The 22,447-nt window shown below is 65.3% G+C and carries 21 protein-coding genes; 12 read left to right on the forward strand and 9 right to left on the reverse strand.

Annotation, left to right across the window (positions count from 1 at the left end; all coding sequences use genetic code 11):
* The first annotated feature begins 76 nt into the window (after nt 1-76).
* The 3 genes from ACZYTC_RS15975 to ACZYTC_RS15985 all read left to right on the forward strand — a co-directional run bounded on the left by ACZYTC_RS15975 (nt 77) and on the right by ACZYTC_RS15985 (nt 3,116).
* Nucleotides 77-1,366, forward strand: coding sequence for a glutamate-5-semialdehyde dehydrogenase (locus ACZYTC_RS15975; RefSeq protein WP_488990051.1), 1,290 nt, complete (start codon nt 77-79; stop codon nt 1,364-1,366).
* A gap of 117 nt (nt 1,367-1,483) precedes the next feature.
* Nucleotides 1,484-2,044, forward strand: a complete 561-nt coding sequence (locus ACZYTC_RS15980) for a transcriptional repressor (protein ID WP_488990052.1) — start codon at nt 1,484-1,486, stop codon at nt 2,042-2,044.
* 148 nt (nt 2,045-2,192) lie between these two features.
* On the forward strand, nt 2,193-3,116 hold the full coding sequence (locus tag ACZYTC_RS15985; protein ID WP_488990053.1) for a MerR family transcriptional regulator: 924 nt from the start codon (nt 2,193-2,195) through the stop codon (nt 3,114-3,116).
* 13 nt (nt 3,117-3,129) lie between these two features.
* Here ACZYTC_RS15985 and ACZYTC_RS15990 read toward each other — a convergent pair whose 3' ends face one another.
* On the reverse strand, nt 3,130-4,035 hold the full coding sequence (locus ACZYTC_RS15990) for a LysR family transcriptional regulator (protein WP_441773325.1): 906 nt from the start codon (nt 4,033-4,035) through the stop codon (nt 3,130-3,132).
* 90 nt (nt 4,036-4,125) lie between these two features.
* On the opposite strand from ACZYTC_RS15990, the gene ACZYTC_RS15995 reads away from it, so the two are divergent.
* On the forward strand, nt 4,126-4,902 hold the full coding sequence (locus tag ACZYTC_RS15995; RefSeq protein ID WP_488990054.1) for an SDR family oxidoreductase: 777 nt from the start codon (nt 4,126-4,128) through the stop codon (nt 4,900-4,902).
* Nucleotides 4,895-5,302, forward strand: coding sequence for a GlcG/HbpS family heme-binding protein (locus ACZYTC_RS16000; protein ID WP_488990055.1), 408 nt, complete (start codon nt 4,895-4,897; stop codon nt 5,300-5,302). The genes ACZYTC_RS15995 and ACZYTC_RS16000 overlap by 8 nt, the downstream gene beginning before the upstream one ends.
* 42 nt (nt 5,303-5,344) lie before the next feature.
* Here the strand turns inward: ACZYTC_RS16000 and ACZYTC_RS16005 are convergent, their stop codons facing one another.
* The gene (locus ACZYTC_RS16005; protein ID WP_488990056.1) at nt 5,345-6,445 is read right to left on the reverse strand and encodes an FUSC family protein; all 1,101 of its coding nucleotides are present in this window, start codon (nt 6,443-6,445) and stop codon (nt 5,345-5,347) included.
* 146 nt (nt 6,446-6,591) lie between these two features.
* Here ACZYTC_RS16005 and ispG point away from each other — a divergent pair, with 146 nt between their 5' ends.
* Nucleotides 6,592-7,845, forward strand: coding sequence for a flavodoxin-dependent (E)-4-hydroxy-3-methylbut-2-enyl-diphosphate synthase (gene ispG, locus ACZYTC_RS16010; RefSeq protein WP_434959502.1), 1,254 nt, complete (start codon nt 6,592-6,594; stop codon nt 7,843-7,845).
* Nucleotides 7,846-7,936: 91 nt separating this feature from the next.
* Here ispG and ACZYTC_RS16015 read toward each other — a convergent pair whose 3' ends face one another.
* Nucleotides 7,937-8,164: a hypothetical protein gene (locus ACZYTC_RS16015; protein WP_434959501.1), complete on the reverse strand. Its 228-nt coding sequence runs from the start codon at nt 8,162-8,164 to the stop codon at nt 7,937-7,939.
* A 111-nt stretch (nt 8,165-8,275) separates the two neighbouring features.
* Here ACZYTC_RS16015 and ACZYTC_RS16020 point away from each other — a divergent pair, with 111 nt between their 5' ends.
* Complete coding sequence (locus ACZYTC_RS16020) at nt 8,276-9,274, forward strand: LysR substrate-binding domain-containing protein (protein ID WP_434959500.1); 999 nt, start codon at nt 8,276-8,278, stop codon at nt 9,272-9,274.
* Between the two features lie 409 nt (nt 9,275-9,683).
* Nucleotides 9,684-10,580, forward strand: a complete 897-nt coding sequence (locus ACZYTC_RS16025; RefSeq protein ID WP_488990057.1) for a LysR substrate-binding domain-containing protein — start codon at nt 9,684-9,686, stop codon at nt 10,578-10,580.
* Here ACZYTC_RS16025 and ACZYTC_RS16030 read toward each other — a convergent pair.
* A complete protein-coding gene (locus tag ACZYTC_RS16030) occupies nt 10,567-11,322 on the reverse strand; it encodes an RluA family pseudouridine synthase (RefSeq protein ID WP_488990058.1) in 756 nt (251 codons plus the stop codon). The two genes, ACZYTC_RS16025 and ACZYTC_RS16030, sit on opposite strands and share 14 nt — an antisense overlap.
* Nucleotides 11,323-11,424: 102 nt before the next feature.
* Here ACZYTC_RS16030 and ftsY point away from each other — a divergent pair, with 102 nt between their 5' ends.
* From ftsY to ACZYTC_RS16045, 3 genes are read left to right on the forward strand one after another with little or no spacing between them, the layout of a single operon-like run.
* Nucleotides 11,425-12,660: a signal recognition particle-docking protein FtsY gene (gene ftsY / locus ACZYTC_RS16035; RefSeq protein ID WP_488990059.1), complete on the forward strand. Its 1,236-nt coding sequence runs from the start codon at nt 11,425-11,427 to the stop codon at nt 12,658-12,660.
* 3 nt (nt 12,661-12,663) lie between these two features.
* A complete protein-coding gene (locus ACZYTC_RS16040; RefSeq protein WP_434959496.1) occupies nt 12,664-13,338 on the forward strand; it encodes a septation protein A in 675 nt (224 codons plus the stop codon).
* On the forward strand, nt 13,335-14,150 hold the full coding sequence (locus ACZYTC_RS16045) for an arginase family protein (protein ID WP_488990060.1): 816 nt from the start codon (nt 13,335-13,337) through the stop codon (nt 14,148-14,150). The genes ACZYTC_RS16040 and ACZYTC_RS16045 overlap by 4 nt, the downstream gene beginning before the upstream one ends.
* Before the next feature lie 20 nt (nt 14,151-14,170).
* Here the strand turns inward: ACZYTC_RS16045 and ACZYTC_RS16050 are convergent, their stop codons facing one another.
* Nucleotides 14,171-14,953, reverse strand: a complete 783-nt coding sequence (locus tag ACZYTC_RS16050; protein ID WP_488990061.1) for a transporter substrate-binding domain-containing protein — start codon at nt 14,951-14,953, stop codon at nt 14,171-14,173.
* Nucleotides 14,954-15,058: 105 nt separating this feature from the next.
* Nucleotides 15,059-16,138, reverse strand: a complete 1,080-nt coding sequence (locus ACZYTC_RS16055) for a DUF2125 domain-containing protein (protein ID WP_488990062.1) — start codon at nt 16,136-16,138, stop codon at nt 15,059-15,061.
* Nucleotides 16,139-16,392: 254 nt separating this feature from the next.
* Between ACZYTC_RS16055 and ACZYTC_RS16060 the strand changes: the two genes are divergently transcribed.
* On the forward strand, nt 16,393-16,677 hold the full coding sequence (locus tag ACZYTC_RS16060) for a BolA family protein (protein ID WP_434959492.1): 285 nt from the start codon (nt 16,393-16,395) through the stop codon (nt 16,675-16,677).
* A 16-nt stretch (nt 16,678-16,693) separates the two neighbouring features.
* On the opposite strand, the gene ACZYTC_RS16065 is transcribed toward ACZYTC_RS16060, so the two are convergent.
* The 3 genes from ACZYTC_RS16065 to ACZYTC_RS16075 all read right to left on the reverse strand — a co-directional run bounded on the left by ACZYTC_RS16065 (nt 16,694) and on the right by ACZYTC_RS16075 (nt 22,281).
* Nucleotides 16,694-18,340, reverse strand: a complete 1,647-nt coding sequence (locus ACZYTC_RS16065) for a peptidoglycan L,D-endopeptidase MepK (RefSeq protein ID WP_488990063.1) — start codon at nt 18,338-18,340, stop codon at nt 16,694-16,696.
* 261 nt (nt 18,341-18,601) lie between these two features.
* Nucleotides 18,602-20,611, reverse strand: coding sequence for a L,D-transpeptidase family protein (locus ACZYTC_RS16070; RefSeq protein WP_488990064.1), 2,010 nt, complete (start codon nt 20,609-20,611; stop codon nt 18,602-18,604).
* A gap of 152 nt (nt 20,612-20,763) precedes the next feature.
* Nucleotides 20,764-22,281, reverse strand: coding sequence for a sigma-54-dependent transcriptional regulator (locus ACZYTC_RS16075; protein WP_481273641.1), 1,518 nt, complete (start codon nt 22,279-22,281; stop codon nt 20,764-20,766).
* Nucleotides 22,282-22,447 lie beyond the last annotated feature (166 nt).

Genomic DNA, 22,447 nt, shown 5'->3' on the forward strand with positions numbered 1-22,447 from the left:
CCCCAACAGCCTTGCAACGAACCCCGATCCGGCCTAACCACGTCAACCTGATCTTTCCAAACTGACAGGGTGAACCATGCCCGACGAAAACCGGGGAATGGACGACGGCAACGTCATTGCCGTCATGCGCAAAGTGGGACAGGCGGCTCGATCGGCCGCGCGGATCCTGGCGCTCGCCCCGGCCCCAGCCAAGAATGCCGCGCTCGAGGCGATGGCCAGGGCGATCCTCGCCAATGAGGCCGCCATCCTGGCCGCCAATGCGTTGGATGTCGCCGATGCGCTCGCGCGCGGCCAGATCGCTTCCTATGTCGATCGCCTCACCCTCGACGAGAAGCGCATCGCCGGCATTGCCGCGGCCATCCGTGAAGTCGCTGCCCAGCCCGATCCCGTCGGCCATGTCCTGGCGAGATGGACGCGGCCGAACGGCCTGGAATTCGAGCGTGTCTCGACGCCACTCGGCGTCGTCGGCGTGATCTTCGAGAGCCGTCCCAATGTGCTGGCCGATGCCGGCGCACTCTGCCTGAAGGCAGGCAATGCCTCGATCCTGCGCGGCGGCTCGGAGAGCTTCCGCACCTGTGCCGAGATTGCCAAGGCATTGAGAGCCGGCCTGCTGGCTGCCGGATTGCCCGAAGCCGCCATCCAGATGGTCCCCACGGCCGACCGCTCCGCCGTCGGCGCCATGCTGGCCGGGCTTGACGGCAATCTCGACGTGCTGGTACCGCGCGGCGGCAAGAGCCTGGTTTCGCGCGTGCAGGCGGAAGCCCGCGTGCCGGTGTTCGCCCACCTGGAAGGCGTCAACCACACCTATGTTCATGCCGGCGCTTCGCTCGACATGGCCATCCAGGTCGTGCTCAACGCCAAGATGCGCCGCACCGGCGTGTGCGGTGCCACCGAGACCCTGCTGGTCGACCAGGCCGTAGCCCCCGTCTTCCTCAAGCCACTGGTCAAGGCCCTGCTGGAGGCCGGCTGCGAGGTCCGCGGCGATTCGCGCACCCTCTCGGTCGATCCCCATGTGAAGCCGGCCGACGACACCGACTGGGCCACCGAATATCTCGACGCCATCATCTCGGTGAAGGTGGTTTCGGGCCTCGATGCGGCGCTCGCCCATATCGAGCGCTACGGCTCGCACCACACCGATGCCATCGTCACCGACGACGAGGCCGCCGCCCAGCGCTTCCTCACCGAGGTCGATTCGGCCATCGTGCTGCACAATGCCTCAACCCAGTTCGCCGATGGCGGCGAATTCGGTTTCGGCGGCGAGATCGGTATCGCCACCGGCCGCATGCATGCCCGCGGCCCTGTCGGCGCCGAGCAGCTCTGCTCGTTCAAATACCGTGTGCGCGGCCATGGCACTGTGAGGCCTTAGCCCGGGATCCCGGTATGCCTGCATTCCCGCGAATGCCCCATTCCCGGGAAAGCGCCCTTTCCCTTGAGAACTGGCATTGGCGCCCCGCCATTGCTACATAGGGCGGGAGAGGTTTCCATGGCACACAGCCACTCCCACGATCGCGACCATCGCGGACATAGCCATGATGGCCATGACCATGACGGCTCTACGCCCGTCTTCGCCGAGCCTGGCCATGATCACAGCCACTGCAGCTCGACCGTGCTCGCTCGCGCGGAAAGCCTCTCGGCCGAGCGCGGCGTCCGGCTGACCCAGATCCGCCGCCAGGTGCTGGAGGCGCTCGCCGCCACCCACCAGCCCATCGGTGCCTATGAGCTGATCGAGAAGCTGGAGGATGCCGAGGGCAAGCGCCCTGCCCCGATCACGATCTACCGCGCGCTCGACTTCCTGCTCGAACAGGGCTTTGCCCATCGCATCGAAAGCCGCAACGCCTTCATCGCCTGCGCCCATGACCACAAGGACGGCAGCGTGGTGATGTTCCTGATCTGCGAGAGCTGCGGCACAGTTGGCGAGGCCGAGTCGGAGGCCGTCGGCAAGGCGCTCACCGCAGCCGCCGGCGCCATCGGCTTTCAGCCGCGCGGCCAGGTCATCGAACTCGCCGGCATCTGTCGCCACTGCCGAGCGAAGGCACAGGGTTAGCCCTTTTTGGGACCGCGAACGTCCGGCCCGCTCTTGGGAGCACTGGGCTCTAGGCAGAGGAAGAGCGGACGGGACGTCCGCGCACCCGGAAAGTTTCCGGAAACGGGCCGCTTGACTCTCCACTTGGTGGAGCCCGTAGAACCGCGCCATGAGCGACAGAACCTACACCATCGGCGAACTTTCCAAGCTGAGCGGCATCGCCGTCAGGCGCATCCGCTTCTATTCCGACAAGGGCCTCCTGCCGCCCACGGCACGGGCTGAAAGCGGCTACCGCGTCTATTCGGAGGCGGACCGGGCCAGGCTCGATCTTATCCTCGCTCTGCGCGATGCCGGCGTGAAGCTCGGCGACATCGCGCGCCTGCTCGCCCGCCGCCTCGGCCTTGCCGATGTCCTGGCCCTGCGCCTGGAAGCCATCGAGGCCGAGCTGTCGGCCAAGCGCCGCATCGCTGCCGCCTTGCGCGCCACGCTGAAACTCGCCGATCCCACCCCGCAAGATTTGAGGAGACTGTGGACCGTGACCGCCCTGTCCCAGAACCAGTTCCGCACCGCAATCGAGAATTTCTACGATGAGGTCGGCGCCGGCGCCAGGATGGACCCGGCCTGGCGTGCCAGGATGATCGAGGCCTCCACCCCGGACCTGCCCGACGATCCCAGCCCCGAACAGATCGACGCCTGGACGGAACTTACCGGCATCCTCAGCGACAAGGCCTATATCAGCGAGATGCAGGCCAGCATGCGGCAATTGTGGAATGACGGCTTCGACCCTGCCGCCTATCGCCAGGTCTCGGACCAGACTTTCGACGAGGTGCGCGAGGCCATGGCCAAGGGAGTCGCGCCGAATTCGGACACCGGCCGGGCCATTGCCGAGACATGGCTGCAGAACTCGGCCCGAGCGATGAAGAAAGAGCCGGACCAAGCTTTTCTCGACTGGCAGCTCGAACAATATCGCAAGCACCATGCCCGTTCGCGGCGCTATCTGGAACTGATGGCGATCCTGCGCGGCGATCCTCCCAGCCAATTGGCGGCCAGCGAATGGGGCTGGATCGTCGAGGCCCTGTCGAGCCGGCTGTGAACCGAATGCGCCGTCATCCCGCGCGGATGGCCGCGATCAGCGCGCGCAACCCGGACGAGACGTGGCGGTGCCCAGGATAATAGAGGCAGAGGCCCGGAAAGGCCGGGCACCATTCGTCGAGAACACGTTCGAGACGCCCATCCGCCAGGGCTCCCATTACCAGATGATCGGGCACGAAGGCGATGCCGATGCCCTGGATCGCCGCCTCGACCATCAAGGGCTGGTCGGTCAACGTGAGGGGACCGGTGACGTTGATCGTCTCCGTCATGCCGTGACGCTCGAATTCCCAGCGATAGATCGCACCGCTTTCAAACCGGAAGCGGATGCAGGCGTGGCGATGCAAATCCTGCGGCACGGCCGGGCGGCCGTGGGCCGCGAAATAGTCCGGCGACGCCACCGCGGCGAAGCGTGCGGTCTCGGTGAGGCGAACCGCGATCATGTCCTGCGGCACCGCCTCGGCCAGCCTGATACCGGCATCGAAGCCATCGGCGACGACGTCGCTCAACCTGCCGTCGCTGACGATATCGAGATGGACCTGCGGATAGTCCCTGGCGAAGCGCGCCAGCACCGGCAGCAGCACGAGGCGGATCGCACCCTCGCTGGAATTGATCCGCACCGTCCCGCTGGGGATCTCGCGATAATCGTCGACCACCTGCAGCGCCTCGGCGATCGAGGATACCGCCGGCCTGAGCGTGGCGGCCAGCCGCACGCCCGCATCGGTAAGGGAGACACTGCGGGTCGTACGGTTGAACAGGCGGACGTCGAGGCGCTGTTCCAGGCTCTTGATGGAATGGCTGACGGCCGAGGGGGTCACATCGAGTTCGATCGCTGCCGCCCGGAAGCTGCGATGGGCAGCAACCGAGAGGAACACGGTGAGCGCGAGGAGATCGCCGCTCTTCAATTGATGAATATTTCTCATCTCTACATCAAGAATTGGCGAGATTGTTGCAGCAGTCAAGCTTCCATAGGGTAGGCCCCGATCTCGGTCATCGAGAACGGAGGAAAGACCATGTCAAAGAAAATCCTGATCACCGGCGCCAGTTCCGGTTTCGGTCGCGGCGCTGCGATCGAGCTCGCCCGCCAGGGGTACCAAGTCGTCGCGACCGCCGAAACCTGGCCCCAAGTACGCGGCTTGCGCGCCGACGCCGAGGCCGCCGGCGTCAAGCTCGAAGTCATCAAGCTCAACCTTCTCGACGACATCGATATCGCGCATGCAGCCAGCTACGACCCCGACATCCTCATCCTCAATGCCGGCGTGATGGAAAGCGGCTCCGTCGTCGACATCCCGATGGAACGCGTGCGAGAATCGTTCGAGATCAACGTTTTCGGCCATCTCAAGCTGGCTCAGGGCATCGTCCCGAAGATGGTGGCGCGCAAATCCGGCAAGGTGGTGTGGACCTCCTCGATGGGCGGCATCCTCGTCATTCCCTTCGTCGGCGTCTACTGCGCAACCAAGCACGCCATCGAAGCCATCGCCGGCTCGATGAGGGCCGAGCTGGCGCCCTACGGCATCAAGGTCGCGACCGTGAACCCCGGCGTGTTCGGCACCGGTTTCAACGACACCGGCGCAGAGAGCCACACCCAGTGGTATCGCGCCGATAGCGCGGTCGTGCCCATGCCCGACTTTGCCGGCGCCCTCGCAGACCAGAACGATCCCCAGGAGATGATCGACGCTATGGTCAATATCATTCCGGCCGAGGACCATCTCTATCGCACCATGCGCCCGCTCGACACGATCAAGGCGGCCAAGCAGTGGCAGGAAACCGAGTGGAGTCAGAATGCCTGAGATCACGCTCAACCACGCGCAGTCTGTTGTGTCTCAAGGTCGCGCGGCCGCAGAGAAGGCCGGCATGAAGGCGGTCTTCGCCGTGCTTGACAAGGGCGCGAACCTGGTGGCGTTCTCCCGCATGGACGGCGCCTGGCTGGCATCGAACGAACTCGCCATTGCCAAGGCCCGCACCTCGGTCATGTTTCAGGCGCCCACCGAAGCCCTGAATGCGCCGCTGCAGATCGGCCAGCCAGTCCCGCATTTCGACCACATCCACCATGGCGGCCTGCTCCTCATGGGCGGTGGGATACCCCTGTTCGACTCTGAGGGGGCCTTGATCGGTGGGCTGGGAGTGTCGGGTGGCAGCCCCGAACAGGACGCCGCTCTCGCCCGATCGGCGGTCGAGCAACAGAGCTGACCCCAGAACATCGGGCCTGTTTGCTGAATCAGGCCCTGCGTTCTATTCCCGAGCCAGATCGCTGCTGCGCTCGACCAGGTCCTTGATGTCCTGGCCGAGTTGCTCGAAACCGAAGCGCAGGGCGTAGAGGCGGCCGACCTCCTCGCTCTGGAGCTCCCGCAGCACGCCGGCCGCCCGCAACTTGTCCATGGCGGCGACATAGGCGGTAAGGCTGGTGTCGAAGCCCACGGCATCCGGCCCGAGATAGCCGCGCCGCAGGGCTTCGGCGATTCCGTGCAGCAGGCCGACGGTCGCGTCCCTCATCGCCTCCAGGGGCTCGGTCAGGGTCGGCGCTACCCGTTCCGGCAGAGCGCGCACGCAGACCCGGGCGATGATGACGAGATCATGCCGGACGCGGTAGAGCGTGCGCGCCATGGGTTCGGGATCGATGGCGGCGCTGAGATGGGCGCTGCGCTCGCGCACCGTCTCCTCCACGGCCGCATCGATCTGGCGCAGGCCGGCGCGGATGCGCTTGTTGATGCCGGCGAGCTCGGGCCGGCCCTTGCCGTCGATGAGGCTGCCCGTCAGAGCGAGCAGAAGTTCGGCATTGAGATCGGCCACGCGCGCGGCCGCGGCGGCGAGCGCCCCCTGCGCCCGAGCGGGCAGCACGAAGAGGGCGACGCCGACACCGACGATAATGCCGAGCGCGATCTCCGCGACGCGCTCGGCCGCATAGGCATAGGGCGGCAGCAGCGTACCGCCCGCCGGAATCAGCACGATCAGCGCCGTGATGGGCGCCACCCGGAAGCTCGGCCTGAGGGCGGAGGCCACCGCCATCGGCGCCACGGCCATCAGCACCGCCAGGCCGAGTGCGACATTGCCCTCATGATGCGGCATCACCACCGACACCGCCGCGCCCCATAGAGCCCCGAGCAGCGTGCCGGCCATCCGGTCCATCGCCGCCTTGACCGAGCCGCCCAGGCTGGCTTGCATGACGATGACGGAGGTGATCACCGCCCAGCTCGACTGGGAAAGATCGACCAGCTTGACCGCCACGAAAGTCAGGCCCGCCGCCACCGTGACGCGCACGGCCAGGGCCAGTTCCATACGCTTGGCCGCGAACCATTTGAACAGGCGTGCCGTGGCACCAGCGCCGATCATCATCAACCCATCACATCATTTGCAAGATGCGATGGTAGAAAGGTTCGGGCGGAGCGCAACCTCTGCGTTTTCCAAACCACGGTGTGCCGAACCTTGACGCGCCTGCCGGTGAGGTCCATGTCATCCCCAAACGAAACCAGCGGTGCCCGATGATCCCGTCCTATGCGCGCTTTGGCCTGATGTCCCGTCGCCTTACCGTTCCCGTCGATGTCGGCGGCGTCACGGTCGGTGGCGGCGCACCCATCGTCGTGCAGTCGATGACCAATACCGACACGGCCGATATCGATGGCACCGTGCGGCAGGTCGCCGCCCTGGCTCGCGCCGGATCTGAACTGGTACGCATCACGGTGGATCGCGACGAGGCCGCCGCGGCTGTACCGCGCATCAAGGAGAGGCTGATGCGCATCGGCGTGACCACGCCGATCATCGGAGATTTCCACTATATCGGCCACAAGCTGCTGGCCGACCATCCCGCTTGTGCCGAGGCGCTCGACAAATACCGCATCAACCCCGGCAATGTCGGCTTCAAGGACAAGCGCGACCGCCAGTTCGGTGCCATCATCGAGACGGCGATGCGCCATGACAAGCCGGTGCGCATTGGCGCGAACTGGGGCTCGCTCGACCAGGAACTGCTCACTCATCTGATGGACGAGAACGCCAGGAGCGAGGCGCCCGTCGATGCCCGCACCGTAACCTGGGAGGCACTGGTGCAGTCAGCCCTGCTCTCGGCCGATCGCGCGGTGGAAATGGGCCTGCCCAAGTCCCGCATCATCATCTCGGCCAAGGTCTCGGCGGTGCAGGATCTCATCGCCGTCTACAACGAGATGGCAAGCCGTTCCGACTATGCCCTGCATCTCGGCCTCACCGAGGCCGGCATGGGTTCGAAAGGCATCGTCGCCTCGGCCGCCGCCCTCTCGCCGCTGCTGCAGGCCGGCATCGGCGACACCATCCGCGTCTCGCTCACGCCGGAGCCCGGCGGCGACCGCACCCAGGAGGTCAAGGTCTCCCAGGAGATCCTGCAAGTGATGGGCATCCGCACCTTCGTGCCGCTGGTCGCCGCCTGCCCCGGCTGCGGTCGCACCACCTCGACGGTGTTCCAGGAGCTCGCCCAAAGCATCCAGGGCTTCATCGTCGATTCCATGCCCGACTGGAAGACGCGCTATCCCGGCGTCGAGACGCTGAAGGTCGCGGTGATGGGCTGCATCGTCAACGGCCCCGGTGAGAGCAAGCATGCCGATATCGGCATCTCCCTGCCCGGCACCGGCGAGACACCGACGGCGCCGGTATTCATCGACGGCCAGAAGGCCGCGACTCTGCGCGGCCCCGGCATCGCCGACGAATTCAAGCAGCTGGTGATCGACTATATCGAGAACCGCTACGGGGTTAGGCCCGCAGCGGAATAATCCCTGGGAACGCGGATGTCCTCCCCCGCCCCCTTGGAAACGTCACGACTGCAGGAAAAGAAAAGCGGGCGGGACGTCCGCGCTCCCAGGCTTAGCGATAGCGGTCCATCAGGTCGTAGGCGCTGGCGGCGGCCTCGGTCGGCCTGCCCCTCACTGGCTGGCCATCGAGCACGCCGATGTCGCGCAGCAGGTGATCCGAAAAGCCGAACAGGCCGACGAGGCGGCGCCGGACGGATGTCCGAGGAAGCCTGGCGCCCTGCCTGTCTTCCCGCGCGTTGCAATAAGATAGATCTATGTGGTGGAACTGAACGGCCGTCATGGCCAAATCTCCTGAGCGACAATTAACAATATCTGACAGGGATATTCCCATTTCCCGCGAGATGTGGCTAATTGAAGCTCGATTTGGAGCCATAAAATAGGCTTATAGCAAATGACGCTTCCGCTCCCTCCCCTCACCGCCATCCGGGTGTTCGAGGCCGTGGCCCGGCACCAGAGTTTCACGCGCGCGGCAAGTGAACTCGCCATGACCCAGGCCGCTGTCTCCTATCAGATCAAGCTGCTCGAGGAGCGCTTCGGCAGCCCGCTTTTCCTGCGCCGTCCGCGCCAGGTCGAACTGACCGAGGCCGGGCAACGCCTGGCGCCGGCCGTGAGCGAGGCCTTTTCCCTGCTCGCCCAGGCCTATGCCTCGGCGCGCGGCGATGCCGAGGGTGTGCTCACGGTCACGGCCTCGGTCACCTTCGCCACGACCTGGCTGGCCCGCCATGTCGGCGCCTTCCAGATCCGCCATCCGGCGCTTGCAGTGCGGATCGACGCCAATAATCAGCCGGTCGACTTCGCGCGCAACGATATCGATCTCGCGATCCGCCACGGCGACGGCGACTGGCCGGGCCTGTGCAGCCACCGCCTGCTTCCAGGCGAATATTCCCCCATGCTCAGCCCAAAGCTCGCCGCCACTATCGGCGGCGTGAAGCAGCCGGCCGACCTCCTGCGCCTGCCCTTGCTCGATCCTGGCGACACGTGGTGGGACGACTGGTTCGACAGGGTCAGGGTTGCCCGCCGGCCCACGAACTCGACGCACGGCCAGGCGCAAACGGCACCGGCGATCACACGCGGGCAGGACCGCTTCGGCAGCAACCATCGCGGCCCGGTGGAAATCCCCTGCATCGGTTCGCAGGCCTTCGTCGGAACCGCGGCGCTGGACGGCCAGGGTGTCGCCATCCTCTCGCGCGCACTATGGGCGAAGGACCTTGCTGAAGGGCGGCTGATCCAGCCCTTCGACGAAACGGCCGGCGAACAATCCTTCTATCTGGTCTATCCCGAAGCGCGCCGCAACCTGCCGAAGATCCGCGTCTTCCGCGACTGGATCCTGGACGAGGTCGGCAGGACCACCCATGTCGCCGGCCAGACCGAGGAGGCGATCGCCTCCTAGCGCGATCGGTGGTCCACGGTACCCGCTCAGCCGGCGACAATCGTGGCCGGTCAGCCAGTCCGCCTGCCTCTTACCTGTAACGATCGATCAGATCGCGGGCACTCGCGGCAGGCTCGCAGGGCCTGGCCTTTTCGCGGATGTCGACGGCCCCGATATCGCGCAGCAAATGGCAGGAGAGGCCAATCAAACCGCGCCTCCGCAGCCATGATCGCTGCCCCGGCCGTGATGCGGCCTGCTCCCGATCGCCAGTCTCGAAATAAGCTTGCCCTATGCGTACAACCTGCGCCATTGTCATGGCTAAATCTCCAATCCGGCCTTGATTTCGCCGTTTCACCCATGGTTCTTCCATGGAATCGCAGCGATGACGAATTGAAGCTCAAGCAAGGCCCATAAAGAGAGCTGATGCATCGTGAGCACCGCTTTGCCGCCGCTGACCGCCATCCGGGTCTTCGAGGCCGTGGCGCGGCATTTGAGCTTCACCCGCGCGGCGGGCGAGCTCGGCATGACCCAGGCTGCCGTTTCCTATCAGATCAAGCTCCTGGAGGAGCGCTTCGGCGGCCCGCTCTTTCTGCGCAAGCCACGCCAGATCGAGCTCAGCGTGGCCGGCCAGCGCCTGGCCCCGGCGATCACGGACGCCTTCGCCCTGATCGGCGAGGCCTATGCGGCGGCGCGCGGTGGCATCGAGGGCGTACTGACCGTCTGCGCCAAGGTGAGTTTTGCCACCAGTTGGCTTGCCCGCCATATCGGCGCCTTCCAGCTCGCCCATCCCGCCTTGGCGGTTCGTATCGAGGCGACCGACCGAGCCATCGATTTCACCCGCGAGGAAACCGACCTCGCCATCTTTTTCGGCGCCGGGGACTGGCCCGGACTGCAGGCACACCGCCTGCTTGCCGGTGACTACACGCCCATGCTCAGCCGCGGCCTCGTCGCTCGTCTTGGCCCGCATTACACGCCGGCCGATCTTCTGCGCCTGCCCCTTCTCGATCCCGGCGATCACTGGTGGCGCGAATGGTTCGAAGCGGCCGGCGTCAGCTATGAGATGCCCAAGCTCGTCTACAATCTCAGCAGCCAGGCGGTGATCAACGCGGCGGCCAAGGCGGGACAGGGGGTCGCCATTCTGTCCACCGCCCTCTATGACGACGATCTCGCCGAAGGGCGCCTGATCCAGCCCTTCGAGCTGGTGCTGGAGAGCGAACGCTCCTTCTACCTGGTCTATCCCGAAGCCCGCCGCAACCAACCCAAGATCCGCGCCTTCCGGGACTGGATCCTGGCGGAGCTGGCGGGTGGGCAACCTATTTCGGCCTGAGCCCGCGGCGGCGCACCGGCTCGGCCGCCGGCTGCACCAGTTCGGGCGGCGTCGGGCTTACAGGCCCCCGATAGCCGAGGGTCGCAAGGTGCTCACCCATATGGTCCGGTGGCGCCGCCTCGGCGCTGACGGCGGGTTTCTTGGGCAGGATCGGCACACTCACGCCACGGGCATGCAGATGCAGCACCGGGCCGCCCTCGCGCGGCGCGCTGCCATAGATCGGATCGCCGACGATCGGAAAGCCGGAGGCGGCGCAATGCAGGCGTAGTTGATGGGTGCGCCCGGTGCGCGGCTTGAGTTCCAGCCAGGTAAGCCCCTCGGCCCGGCCTAGCACGCGAAAATCGGTCTGGGCCGGCAGTCCATCCTCGGCCGGCTTCATCCACCAGCCGCGTTCGGGCGAACGCCGGGCGATCGGCATGTCGATCAGGCCACTTTCTTCGGAGGGGCCGCCCTCGACCACGGCCCAATAGGTCTTCTCGATACCGCCCTTGGCGAAGAGCTCGTTGAGGGTGCGCAGAGGCCGGGCATGCCGCCCGAGCACCAGGCAGCCGGACGTATCCTTGTCGAGCCGGTGCGCGAGTTCCGGATTGCGGGGCAGGCCGAAGCGCAACTGCTCCAGCATGGCGGTGAGATTGGGCCCGCCTTTCGGGCCGGCGTGCACGGGCAGACCGGCAGGCTTGTCGAGGATCAGGATCAGGGCGTCGCGGTGAACAAGCCGCGTGGTCAAATCGAGCGATATCATCGCTTAGCGCTATCGTGATCGGGCATTGTCGGCTAGAGGTTCCTTCAACATGAGACCATTTTTCGGTGGCAGGTTCGCCATCAAAGGATCCAGACCGTTTCGATGACTGAGAGCGACAAGCAAAAGCCCGGCTTCTTTTCACGGCTGTTCGGGCGAGGCGCTGCGGCGCCCGAGACCGAAACCAGGCCCGAGCAGACATCCGAGCAGGTGCTCCCGGCGCCCGTCGAAGAGCCACGCCCTGCGGAACCCGCGTCGGAACCGTTGCTCGAAGCGCTCACCGAGCCTGTTCCGCTGGCTGCGGCCGAGCTGGTCGTTCCCTCCGAACCCGAGCCTTCCGTCTCGCCTCCTCCTCCAGCACCGGAGCCGGCCCCCGCGAGCGAACCGGAGTCTGCTCCCGTTCCAGCTCCTGTTCCCGTCGAGAAAAAATCCTGGTGGCGCCGCCTGCGCGACGGCCTGTCGCGCTCGTCCAGCGCCATCTCGCGCGGCATCACCGACATCGTGCTCAAGCGCAAGCTCGATGCCACCACGATCGAGGAACTGGAGGATGTGCTGATCCAGGCCGATCTCGGCGTCGACGTCTCCACCCGCATCGCCGCCGCGATCGGCAAGGGGCGCTTCGACCGCCAGATCTCGCCGGAGGAGGTTCACCAGGTGCTGGCCAGCGAGGTCGAGGCCATCCTCACGCCGGTGGCCAAGCCCTTGGAAATCGACCGCTCCCGCAAGCCTTTCGTGCTCTTGATGGTCGGCGTCAACGGCTCGGGCAAGACAACCACCATCGGCAAGCTCGCCGCCAAGTTCAGCGCCGACGGCCTCAAGGTGACGCTGGCGGCCGGCGACACCTTCCGCGCCGCCGCCATCGAGCAGCTCAAGGTCTGGGCCGAGCGCACCCGCTCGCCCATCGTGGCCCGCGCGCAGGGTGCCGATTCCGCCGGCCTGGCCTTCGATGCCCTCAAAACAGCCCAGGAAAACGGCTCGGACGTACTGCTGATCGATACCGCCGGGCGCCTGCAGAACAAGGCGCTGCTGATGGATGAGCTCGCCAAGGTGGTGCGCGTGATCAAGAAGATCGACGAGAGCGCCCCCCATGCCGTACTGCTGGTACTCGATGCCACCGTGGGCCAGAACGCCATCTCGCAGACCGAAATCTTCGGCAAGACCGCCGGCGTCACCGGCCTCGTGATGACCAAGCTCGACGGTACGGCACGCGGTGGCATCCTGGTGGCGCTATCAGCCAAATTCGGCCTGCCGGTGCATTATATCGGCGTCGGCGAAGGCATCGACGATCTCGAACCCTTCTCTGCCCGGGACTTCTCCCGCGCCATTGCTGGGATGGAGTGAGCCATGACCATCGAAGCCACTGCCAAGCCGCGCCAGAAGGTCAACCCTCTGCTCAAGCTCGTGCTGGAAATGGGGCCGCTCGGCCTGTTCTTCCTGGCCAATGTCAGGCCGGAACTGTTCAATCCGCTGGTTGAGCACTTCATGGGACCGGCCCTGTTCGAGGGCCCGAGCGGCAACATCTTCACCGCCACCGCTGTCTTTATCCCGGCGACGCTGATCGCGCTCGTCGCCGGCTTCGTCCTTACCCGGCACATCCCTGTGATGCCGCTGGTCTCGGGCATCTTCGTGCTGGTCTTCGGCGTGTTGACGCTTTGGCTGCAGGACAAGACCTTCATCAAACTCAAGCCGACCATCGTCAACACGCTGTTCGGCCTGATCCTGCTGGGGGGCCTCGCCTTCGGCAAGCCCTTGATCCGCATCGTCCTCGACACCGCTTTCGACCTCAAGCCCGAAGGCTGGCGCAAGCTGACCTTGAACTGGGGCCTGTTCTTCCTGTTCCTGGCGGTGCTCAACGAGATCGTCTGGCGCAACTTCTCGGATAATTTCTGGACCAATTTCAAGGTCTTCGGCACCATGCCGATCACCCTGATCTTCGCGGCCACCCAGGTGCCGATCCTGATGAAATACGAAGTGAAGCCGGACAGCCAGGACGCCAACGGCCAAGGCGGCAGCCCGTGACCGGGCCGTTCGCCTATACGGTGTTTCAGGGGCGGGCCGGCGATCACAACGATCTGGCCATGCCCGGAGCCCGGGCGATCGGCGAGGCGCTGGCGCGCCGGACGGGGATTGCGCCCTTCGTGGTCGGCAGGCCGGAACCTGCGCTGAACAAGGGCTGGCGCGAAGAATTGGATGCGGCCCTGCCGGCGCTCAGACAATTGCAGGCCCGATTCGACGACGTGCTGGCAAGCGGAGCCGTCTCCATCGCCGCCACCAGCCGCTGCGCGGTCTCGCTGGCGACGCTGCCGGCGGTCGCCAGGCATCATCCCGATGCCTGTATCGTCTGGTTCGACGCCCATGGCGATCTCAACACGCCGGAGGCCTCGGCTTCGGGCTATCTCGGCGGCCTTGCCATTTCCGGTCCTGCAGGATTGTGGGATTCAGGCCTCGGGTCCGGCCTGAACCTCGATCGGCTCGTCCTCGTCGGCCAGCGCGATCTCGATCCCTTCGAGCAGGACTTGATCGACAGGCACGCCATCCCGCATGTCAAAGCGCGCGGCGACGTGGCAAGCGAACTGCGCAAGGCACTCGCCGGCCGTCCGGTCTATGTACATCTGGATTGCGACGTGTTGAATCCGGGCGTCGTTCCCACCGACTATGCCTGCGAAGACGGCCTGTCGCTCGCCGAACTCCAGGCCTGCTGCGAGGTGATCGCGGAACAGGCTTTCGTCGGCATCGAGATCGCCGAGTTCCAATATGCCTGGGAGCCGGGAGGGGAAGCCTTTTCCCCTGACCCGCTGCTCGATGCTCTGGCGCCGATCCTGGCGCGGTAAGCGCTTTCCGGCTTATCGGCTCACTTGAACCACTTGTCGTAGATCTTCTGGTAGGCCCCCGTCTCGATCGACTGGTGCAGCCACTGATCGACGAAGCCCTTGAGGCCGATGTCGCGCTGTACCCAATAGGCCTTCTCGGCGAAGTTGAACGGCTTGTCCGGATGCACGGCGCACAATACGCCCGGATGCAGCTTTTCCTGATAGAGGGTCTCGGAAGCATCGGTCATCATCAGATCGGCCCGGCCCGCCGCCACCTCGTCGAAGATCTTGGTGTTGTCGGGAAAGATCACGATCTTCGCCTGTTTCAGGCTGGCACGGGCGAATTTCTCGTTGGTGCCGCCGGGATTGGCGACGACCGTCACCTCGGGCTTGTCGATACCCTGAAGCGTCTCGAACTTGCCCTTGTCGGCGCAGCGGGCGATCGGCGTCTTGCCCTCGCGCATATAGGGACTGGAGAACAAGCCCTTCTTCTGGCGATCGAAAGTCACCGAGACGCCGCCCATGGCGACGTCGAACTTGCCGGCCTCGAAATCCGCCGAAAGGTTGGACCAGGTCGTCGGCACGATCTCAAGCTTCACCCCGAGTGTCTCGGCAAGGCTCCTGGCCTGATCGATGTCGAAGCCGGAGAACTCGCCGTTGGCGGGGTCCTTGTAGCTGAAGGGACGGTAGTCACCGGTGGACCCCACCCGGAGCACACCGGAAGCCAGCACGGCATCGAGCCCCAGGGCCGATGGTGCCTCCCGTGCGATAGCGGCGGGCGCCAGGCAAAGCAGGCCGAGACAGACGAGAAGCGGACGGAGCATGTGATTCCCCCAAAGCGGATTGTTGCACGCAGCATAAAGCCGCGAGGCAGGCATTCAACCCATCAGGATGATCCGCGCCCCTCCTCCGCCGCAGGGGCAGCGCCGCTATTCCGGCAGGAACAGGCGTGGCAGCTTGAGGCCAGGCAGGAAGGCACCGGCGCGGACCTTGCCGTCGGCGATGGTCAGGGGCACTTCGACCGCTGCCTTGCCATCGATATTGGTGGGCTTGCCCAGCACGGGCAGGCCGACGGTGAGGGTCGTCGCCACCATATCAGGCACCCGGCCCGATTGCTTGAGCGTCTGGGCGAGTTCCGGCACGCCGGCGAGGGCCACAGTCACGTCTCCGGAGGCAAAGCCGCTGGTTTCCAGGCCAACAGTGCCGGTCGCCCTGACGACGCTGGGGCCACGTTCGACCTGGGCCTGGGTGATGGTCAGCGTGCCACCGGCGGCGGCCCAGTCCCGCAGGCGCTCCGGCATCGGCATCGGCCTGAGGTCGATCTTGGTGATCACACCACGGAAAGTCCCTTTCATCGGGGAGGGAGCGCCGAGGAAGTCGTCGAGCGGCGCAATCGCCTTGGCGTCGATATCGGCGGCGAGATCATAAGCACCCGGCGCGGCATTGGTACCCTCGGCCAGGCGGATATGGACCTCGACATTGCCCTCCTCGACGAGATTGACGGCCTGATCACCACGCTTGACGTTGCCGCTGAGGCCCTTGATCACCACCGCGGCATTCTGCGGCCCGGAGGTCCAGATCGCCATGCTGGCCTCTGCGCTCTTCCAGTCGGCGGTGAGGGTCGCGCCGGCATCGTTCTTGTCGACCAGCACCATCGGACCCTTGGCTTCGAGCAGCACCTTGTTGGGCTGATAGACCTGGGCTACCGCATTCACCTCGGTAAGCGTGGCGCTGAAGGGGCGCCCGGCCCGGACGCTCTCGACCGTCGCCTGGCCGCAATGCATTTCCAGGCGGAAGGGATAGCCACCGATCGTCTGCTCGCCGCATTTGATCTGGCGGCCGAGTTCTGCCTGCTTGGTCAGGAAGCGGCCCCACTCGGCTTCGAGCCTGGTGGATGCATACCACCAGAAGCCCGACCAGGCGATCGCGACCAAAGCGAACAGGAAGGTCGGCAGGAAGATGCGGCGGGAGGAACGGCGCGGCGCAGGATTGATCAGGTCAGTCGGCACGAAAGGGTCTCGCTATAGCGTTTTGTGATTTGACGGTGTCACCAAGAACCGCAAAGACGCGCTGAAACAAGGAGTTAGAGAAAATAAGCGTTCAGTCGTGAACGCGTTTTGCTCTAGGATTGGCCGTGTTGCGGGTCAACTCATCGGCCTCTTGAAACGGCGCGATTTTAGAGCAGGAATAGTGTGATTCGAGCCAGCCTCTCCTCTATCGCGGAGAATTGGGCCGAAGTCAGGGCAGCATAAGGACCGACGACGTGTCTTCATCCATTCAAGAACTGATCGAAACCAGCCTGAAGACAGCGCTGGTGCCAGAGCGTCTTATCGTGCTCGACGAATCGGCCGCTCATGCCGGCCATGCCGGTCATCGTGAGGGTGGCGAAAGTCATTTCCGGGTGCGGATTGTCTCGCCGCATTTCAGCGGGCGCAGCCGTGTCGATCGCCACCGCCTGGTCAACGAGGCCCTCAAGCCGGCCTTTGCGCGAGGCGTTCATGCCCTGGCAATCGAAGCCAGCGCACCGGGCGAACCGGTGCGCTGGTAAGACCTGTCGTCGATCGTCAGTTGGAGGCGATCGAGCCGGTGAAGATATCCGGCATCGGCGTGAAGCTGGCGACGCGTAGCGGCTTCACCGCGGCGCCGGTAAACTTGTCGGCCCGCAGATCCTGATAGGCCGCCACACCGAAGCGCACCACCACCGTCTTGGACGGCGCCGCAATCAGCGAAGCCGTGGCACGGAGGTCAGGCTTGACCAATGTCGCCTGCTGCTTGTTGCGGGCGGCGGAGACCGGCGCCGACAGCGAAGCGAAGTTCTGCTTCTCGAAGCGCGTCGCGATCAGGGCCGGCCGCGGCGGGCGGGCTGTGTTGGTCACGGGCGCCGGATCGGCAAAGCCGAGTGCGCGCTGCGACTGGCGGTTGGCGCTACGCTTCATAAAGCCTTCGCTGCCCTGCGAAAGGTCGGCGAAGATCGGCGGCTTGGGGTCGAGCACCGGCCGCGTCACCGGCACCGGTGGCGGGGTATCCAGGGATGCGAGCTGCACGGGGGCCGCCTGGCTCTCCTCGGCCGCTGTGCCCGGACGCAGAGGCGGCAGTGGTACATTGGCAGCCATTTCGCCACCCGCCCCATTCGGCCCGGTCTGCCACATCATGCGCGGACCGGTATCGGCCGAGGCAAGCTGCGCTGCCGCGGCATCGGCCCCCTGAGCGGCATTGATGTCGTTGGGACGGCGTTCGGGCAGCGGCACGGGCGCCATGCGGCGCGGCGAAATCGCCAGTTCATCAGCCATCGCCATCTGCTGCATGGCCGGTAGTTGCGCTGCCGGAGCGGGCTGAGGTGGCACGGCCGGTATGCGGGCGCTGGCACGCGTGGTCGGCGCATAGGCTTGCGCCATCTGGGTCGGCGGTGGTGCACTGTTGCTGCGAGAACCGAACAGAGCCGCGAAGAAACCGCCGCCGCTGCTGGATCCGCCGGCATCATCCTCGCCGACGCTGCCACCGGCGGTACCGCCATTGCGGCGAATTTCGTTCATTGCCAGTTGGTAGCCGGCCATCGGTCGGCCATCGGAAGGCACCAGCACCGTCTTGCCATCGGGGAAGACGGAAGCGAGTTCGCTGCGCGACATGCGCGGCCACATGCGCACGCCGCCCGAATCCATATGGACGAAGGGCGAACCGGAAGACGGATAGAAACCGACGCCGCCGCGCTGCAGGCGCAGACCGGCCACACGCAGCTTGGACAGGGACACGCCGGGGATGAAATAGTCGACGGCCTTGCCGAGCGTGTGCTGGCTGAACTTGGCAACGCCGCGCGAACGCCGGCGCAGCATGTTGTTGGTGCCGGGCGATCGGTAGCCACCGATGACGTTGATGGGCTGGCTGGCACCGACCTGGCGATAGACCAGCCAGAGCGTGTCCATCGTTCGAGGATCCATGCGCGTAGGCTGGTTCAGGCGCCAGTCGCGAAAGAACCAGTCGAGCTGCTTCAGCGCAGCGGAATCATAGGAGCCGTTGCGCTTGAAGGTGATGTTGATGGTCTCGCCCGTATGCACATGGCGCATATAGAGCGAGCGGGTATCGCCATTGGCAATCGCGTCCTGCGTCGGCCCGACCAGAACCGTCGCCATCACGGTGGATGCGAGGGTAATGGCCAGAATGCGACCGGTACGCGAAACTTTGATCCGGGGCAAAAGGCTGATTGGATTCTGCACGATTAGCACTCTCGGCAAACAGGCGAGGGAACCAGCACGGAGCGTATTTCCACAAATGGGACGCTCAGCGCCAGGTCCGGATTGCCGGAGTCTTGCCGAGATTGGTTAAAGCACCGTTGATGCACCGTTCGACCCCTAATATCTAGCCGTTGAAACCGGCCTTGGGAGTGGCCTTTTGCTTGGGAAACGTGGCAAAAAGACGAACGCGGGCTGGCCTAAGCCAACCCTTACCAAACATGGTAAATCGTTGCATAACAGATTTCAGCCGGGAAGGCCAAGCGCCGAAATCACCTTCCGGTCATATCCGTAGATGTCATTGAGGCGCTGCAATTCACCATCACCGTCCACATAAGCAGTGAAATAAGCGATGTGGACCGGAATTTTCCTCTCCAAATCAATGCGCTGTTCGTCTCCGCCCTGCAGACCGCGGACGCGGTCCTCGGTCCAGCCATTGCCCATTACCAGCTCGGCAAATTTATAGGGGTTATCCACACGCACGCAGCCATGGCTGAAGGCCCGTTCGTCGCGCGAGAACAGGGTGCGCTGCGGCGTGTCGTGCAGATAGACCGAGAAATTGTTCGGGAACATGAACTTGATGAAGCCGAGCGCGTTGCGCTCGCCCGGCGGCTGGCGCACCTGCATCTGACCGCCGACATAGCTCACCTCATAGCCACGGCGCTCGAGATAGCCGGGGTCCTGGGCGAGCTTGGGCATATATTCCTTCTTGATGATCGACTGCGGCACGTTCCAGGACGGATTGACCACCACGAAGCTCATCGTGTCCGAGAAGACCGGCGTCGGCGTATTGGCCTTGCCAACCACCACCCGCGCCTCGTAGCTCAGCACGCCGTCCTTGGTGAACCACACCTTGTATTCGGGAACGTTCACGAAGACGTTGGTCAGGCCCATGTCGTGAGGAAGCCAGCGCCAGCGCTCCATATTGGCGATGATCTCGCTTTCCGCATTGGTGCGCGGCTGGCGCAGCGCGGCGTTGAGGGCGACCACAGTGGCCGGCCCCAGCGTACCGCTGGCCTTGAGATTGCGGGCAGCCTGGAACTCGCGCACCGCCGCCTGCAGCGCGTCGTCATAGACGTCGCTGTCGGCATCGCTGGCCGTCAGGCCAAGGCGCGTACGCAGCACCGCCACGCGCGTGTCGGTCATGCCCACCTTGAGCGTAGGACCGGCGGGCACCATCGGCAGGACGGCTTCGGCAGCAGCGGCACTGGCGGCCCTGACATCGGCCAGCTTCTGCTTCAGCGCCAGATATTGCGGCGAGACCGGGTTGTACCCTTCGAGCACTGTAACCGGATCGGAGGCGATCGCCACCGAGGCGAGCGCCGCAACCGGGTCGGGCATGTTGGGGGCCTTGGCGATGTCGCGGCTGATCTGCCTGGTGTCGACCCGGCCCGAGGAGGCCTGGCGGACATAAGTGAGGATGGCCGCGCTCAGCGCGATCTCAGCATCGGCCTGGGCATCGGCGCTCGCGCCGCTCAGGCTGTCGAGCCCGGAAACCCGGAAGGCCGCAGCGTCGAGACCGTCCTCGCTGGCGCGGTTCATGCGATCGACCAGCGCCTTGGCGGTGGGGGTGAGCACTCCATTGTCGATCCAGAGCGGCACAGCGCCGCGCAGAGCATAGAAATCGCTGATGGCCTGCGCATCGGCGCCGCGCTTGGCGGCGTAATCGGCAAGCCTGCCGGAAAGGTTGAGGGTAACCGCGGCAGGTGCGGCAGATGGCGCGGGGGCGGGCGCACTGGCCTCCGCCGGCGGCACGGGCTCGGCCTTCGGTTCGACCTTGGGCTTGGCCTGTGTCTCGGCCGGCACGGCAGCCGGGATTTCCGGCGTCGGAGCAGTTGCGGGCGCAGGCTGTCCGGCCGGTGAGGCTGTGGCCACGGACTGGGAGTCCCCCGGCGCGGCCGGGGCCGCCTCTTCCTTGGAAGGTGTTGCCGAGATCGAGGACGGCGTATCGGGAGCCACTGCCGTCTCGGCCGGTTTAGGTGCCATTTCGACAGGGGCCGGCACCGGCACCGGGCCGACCGGCGCGGGTGCAAGGGTCGCAGTGGAGGCCGGCGCACTCTCCGGCTTGACATGCTGCACGCTCATCCGCTCTTGCGGCGAAGCGGCGGCAGGCGCGGTCTGCGGCGTCGCCGGTGCGAAGGCGCTCTGCTTTTCACCGGCGCTCAGGCCGGGAACCACGGGCGTTTCGGCGGCGGACACAGGGCTATTAGGCGTATGGCTGTCTTGGGCATAGGCCGGGAGCAAAAGGGCGCTCAAGCTCAAAGCCAGAGCAACCGAACTCAACAAATTAGCGCGGTAACTCATAAGATTCCTCAATCCCGGCGCGAATTATCCGAACGCCGCCTGCAATAATGTGGATAGTGCCGAGTACCATGCCAGATTCAAGACAAATTCTGGTGTGCGAACAATCACGCGGCCTGGTGGGACTCGTTCAATTCACCGGCTCTCACGCCGATCGTGGCTTCGTCAAGCCCTAGTTCCTTGAGCTTGCGATAAAGCGTGGATCGCCCGATGCCGAGCTTGCGCGCGACCTCGGTCATCTGTCCGCGATGATGGCGGATGGCGAATTTCAGCATGTCCGTTTCCAGCGATTCCAGCGTGCGAACATCTCCCCGTGCATCGAGCATGGTCATGGTGTGGGGTTCGCGCACCGTGATGATCTCGCGCAACGGCGACCCGGTGATCATGGCCGGGCCGATATGAACCGGCTTGGGCGGCAGCAGCGGTGCAGAGGGGATGCGCACATCGAAGCCATCCACGCGGGCGGCGATCTGAGGCAGATCGGGCACGCCGATCTCGTCGCCCTCGGCGAGGATCACGGCGCGATACATCGCGTTTTCGAGCTGGCGCACATTGCCGGGCCAGTCATAGGCGGTGAGCAGCGCCACGGCCTCGGCGCTGATGCTGCGTACGGCCCTGCCCTCCTCGGCCCCGAAGCGGGCGAGAAAATGCCAGGCGAGATCGGCAACGTCCTCGCGCCTTACCCGCAGCGCCGGCAGCATGATCGGGAAGACATGGAGGCGGTAATAGAGATCTTCGCGGAACAGCCCCGCCTTGACCAGGTCGATCAGGTTGCGGCTGGTCGAGGAGATCAGCCGGAAATCCGTGCGCACCGCCCGCCGGGCCCCAAGCGGCTCGATCTCGCCGCTGCGCAGCGCGTCGAGCAGCTTGACCTGCAAAGCGGGCGACAATTCGCCGACATTGTCGAGGAAGAGTGTGCCGCCATGGGCCTCCGCCAGCTTGCCGGCCTGCTTGTCGACAGCGCCGGCTGCGTTCTTGTCCTGGCCGAACAGGATGCGCTCGGCCTCCTCCTCCGGCAGGGTACCGCAATTGACGGCCACGAAAGGCCGGCCGCGGCGCTCGCCGCCGCCATGGATCGCTTGGGCCACCATCTGCTTGCCGGTGCCGGCCTCGCCCTCGATCAGCACGGGAATGGTCGAGCCGGCCGCCTTTTCGGCAAGGCGCACCACCCGCTCCATCTCCGGGCCGCGCGCGACCAGATCCTTCAGGCCGAGCTGGCCCATGGCGCGCTTGGCGAGCACGCGCACTTCGCGTTCCAAGGCACGATGCTTGAGGGCATTGCGGATCGAGGCCTGCAGGCGCTCGGCGCCGACAGGCTTGACCACGAAATCGGCCGCACCCGCCTTCATCGCCGAGATCACGGCATCGATGGAGCCGTGGGCCGTCTGCACGATCACCGGAACCTGCAGGCCGCGGGCGCGCATGCGTCCGAGCACACCCATGCCGTCGAGATCGGGCATCACCAGATCCAGCACGAGGAGATCGATCTTGCCGCCTTCGAGTTCGCGCAACGCCGCTTCGCCGCTGTCGACAAGGCGGGCGTGATAGCCAAAACGCCTCACCATGGCCTCCAGAAGCCGGCATTGCACCGGATCATCGTCGGCGATCAGAACAGTCGAGCCCATCAATCCCCCGTCCCATTTCATTCGGTGCAGCGATCGGATGCCGATCCCTGCCGAAGCCCCGGCACCACCGCGTCAGCGCAAGGTAGCCAGTGGCCAGGCCTCGCAATTTCACCCGGGCGAAGCGCCCTGTGTGCCGTTTCGGATCATCTAGGAGCAGAAGCGTGAA

The sequence above is a fragment of the Labrys sp. F242 genome (assembly GCF_057813875.1).

Bases quoted from the DNA above. Each gene is read 5' to 3' on its own strand.
- ACZYTC_RS16075 (WP_481273641.1), bottom strand. From the start codon at position 22,281: ATGGGCTCGACTGTTCTGATCGCCGACGATGATCCGGTGCAATGCCGG.
- ACZYTC_RS15995 (WP_488990054.1), top strand. From the start codon at position 4,126: ATGTCAAAGAAAATCCTGATCACCGGCGCCAGTTCCGGTTTCGGTCGC.
- ACZYTC_RS16005 (WP_488990056.1), bottom strand. From the start codon at position 6,445: ATGATGATCGGCGCTGGTGCCACGGCACGCCTGTTCAAATGGTTCGCG.
- ACZYTC_RS15980 (WP_488990052.1), top strand. From the start codon at position 1,484: ATGGCACACAGCCACTCCCACGATCGCGACCATCGCGGACATAGCCAT.
- ACZYTC_RS15990 (WP_441773325.1), bottom strand. From the start codon at position 4,035: ATGAGAAATATTCATCAATTGAAGAGCGGCGATCTCCTCGCGCTCACC.
- ACZYTC_RS16050 (WP_488990061.1), bottom strand. From the start codon at position 14,953: ATGCTCCGTCCGCTTCTCGTCTGTCTCGGCCTGCTTTGCCTGGCGCCC.
- ACZYTC_RS16040 (WP_434959496.1), top strand. From the start codon at position 12,664: ATGACCATCGAAGCCACTGCCAAGCCGCGCCAGAAGGTCAACCCTCTG.
- ACZYTC_RS16000 (WP_488990055.1), top strand. From the start codon at position 4,895: ATGCCTGAGATCACGCTCAACCACGCGCAGTCTGTTGTGTCTCAAGGT.
- ACZYTC_RS16020 (WP_434959500.1), top strand. From the start codon at position 8,276: ATGACGCTTCCGCTCCCTCCCCTCACCGCCATCCGGGTGTTCGAGGCC.
- ACZYTC_RS15985 (WP_488990053.1), top strand. From the start codon at position 2,193: ATGAGCGACAGAACCTACACCATCGGCGAACTTTCCAAGCTGAGCGGC.
- ftsY (WP_488990059.1), top strand. From the start codon at position 11,425: ATGACTGAGAGCGACAAGCAAAAGCCCGGCTTCTTTTCACGGCTGTTC.
- ispG (WP_434959502.1), top strand. From the start codon at position 6,592: ATGATCCCGTCCTATGCGCGCTTTGGCCTGATGTCCCGTCGCCTTACC.
- ACZYTC_RS15975 (WP_488990051.1), top strand. From the start codon at position 77: ATGCCCGACGAAAACCGGGGAATGGACGACGGCAACGTCATTGCCGTC.
- ACZYTC_RS16030 (WP_488990058.1), bottom strand. From the start codon at position 11,322: ATGATATCGCTCGATTTGACCACGCGGCTTGTTCACCGCGACGCCCTG.
- ACZYTC_RS16015 (WP_434959501.1), bottom strand. From the start codon at position 8,164: ATGACGGCCGTTCAGTTCCACCACATAGATCTATCTTATTGCAACGCG.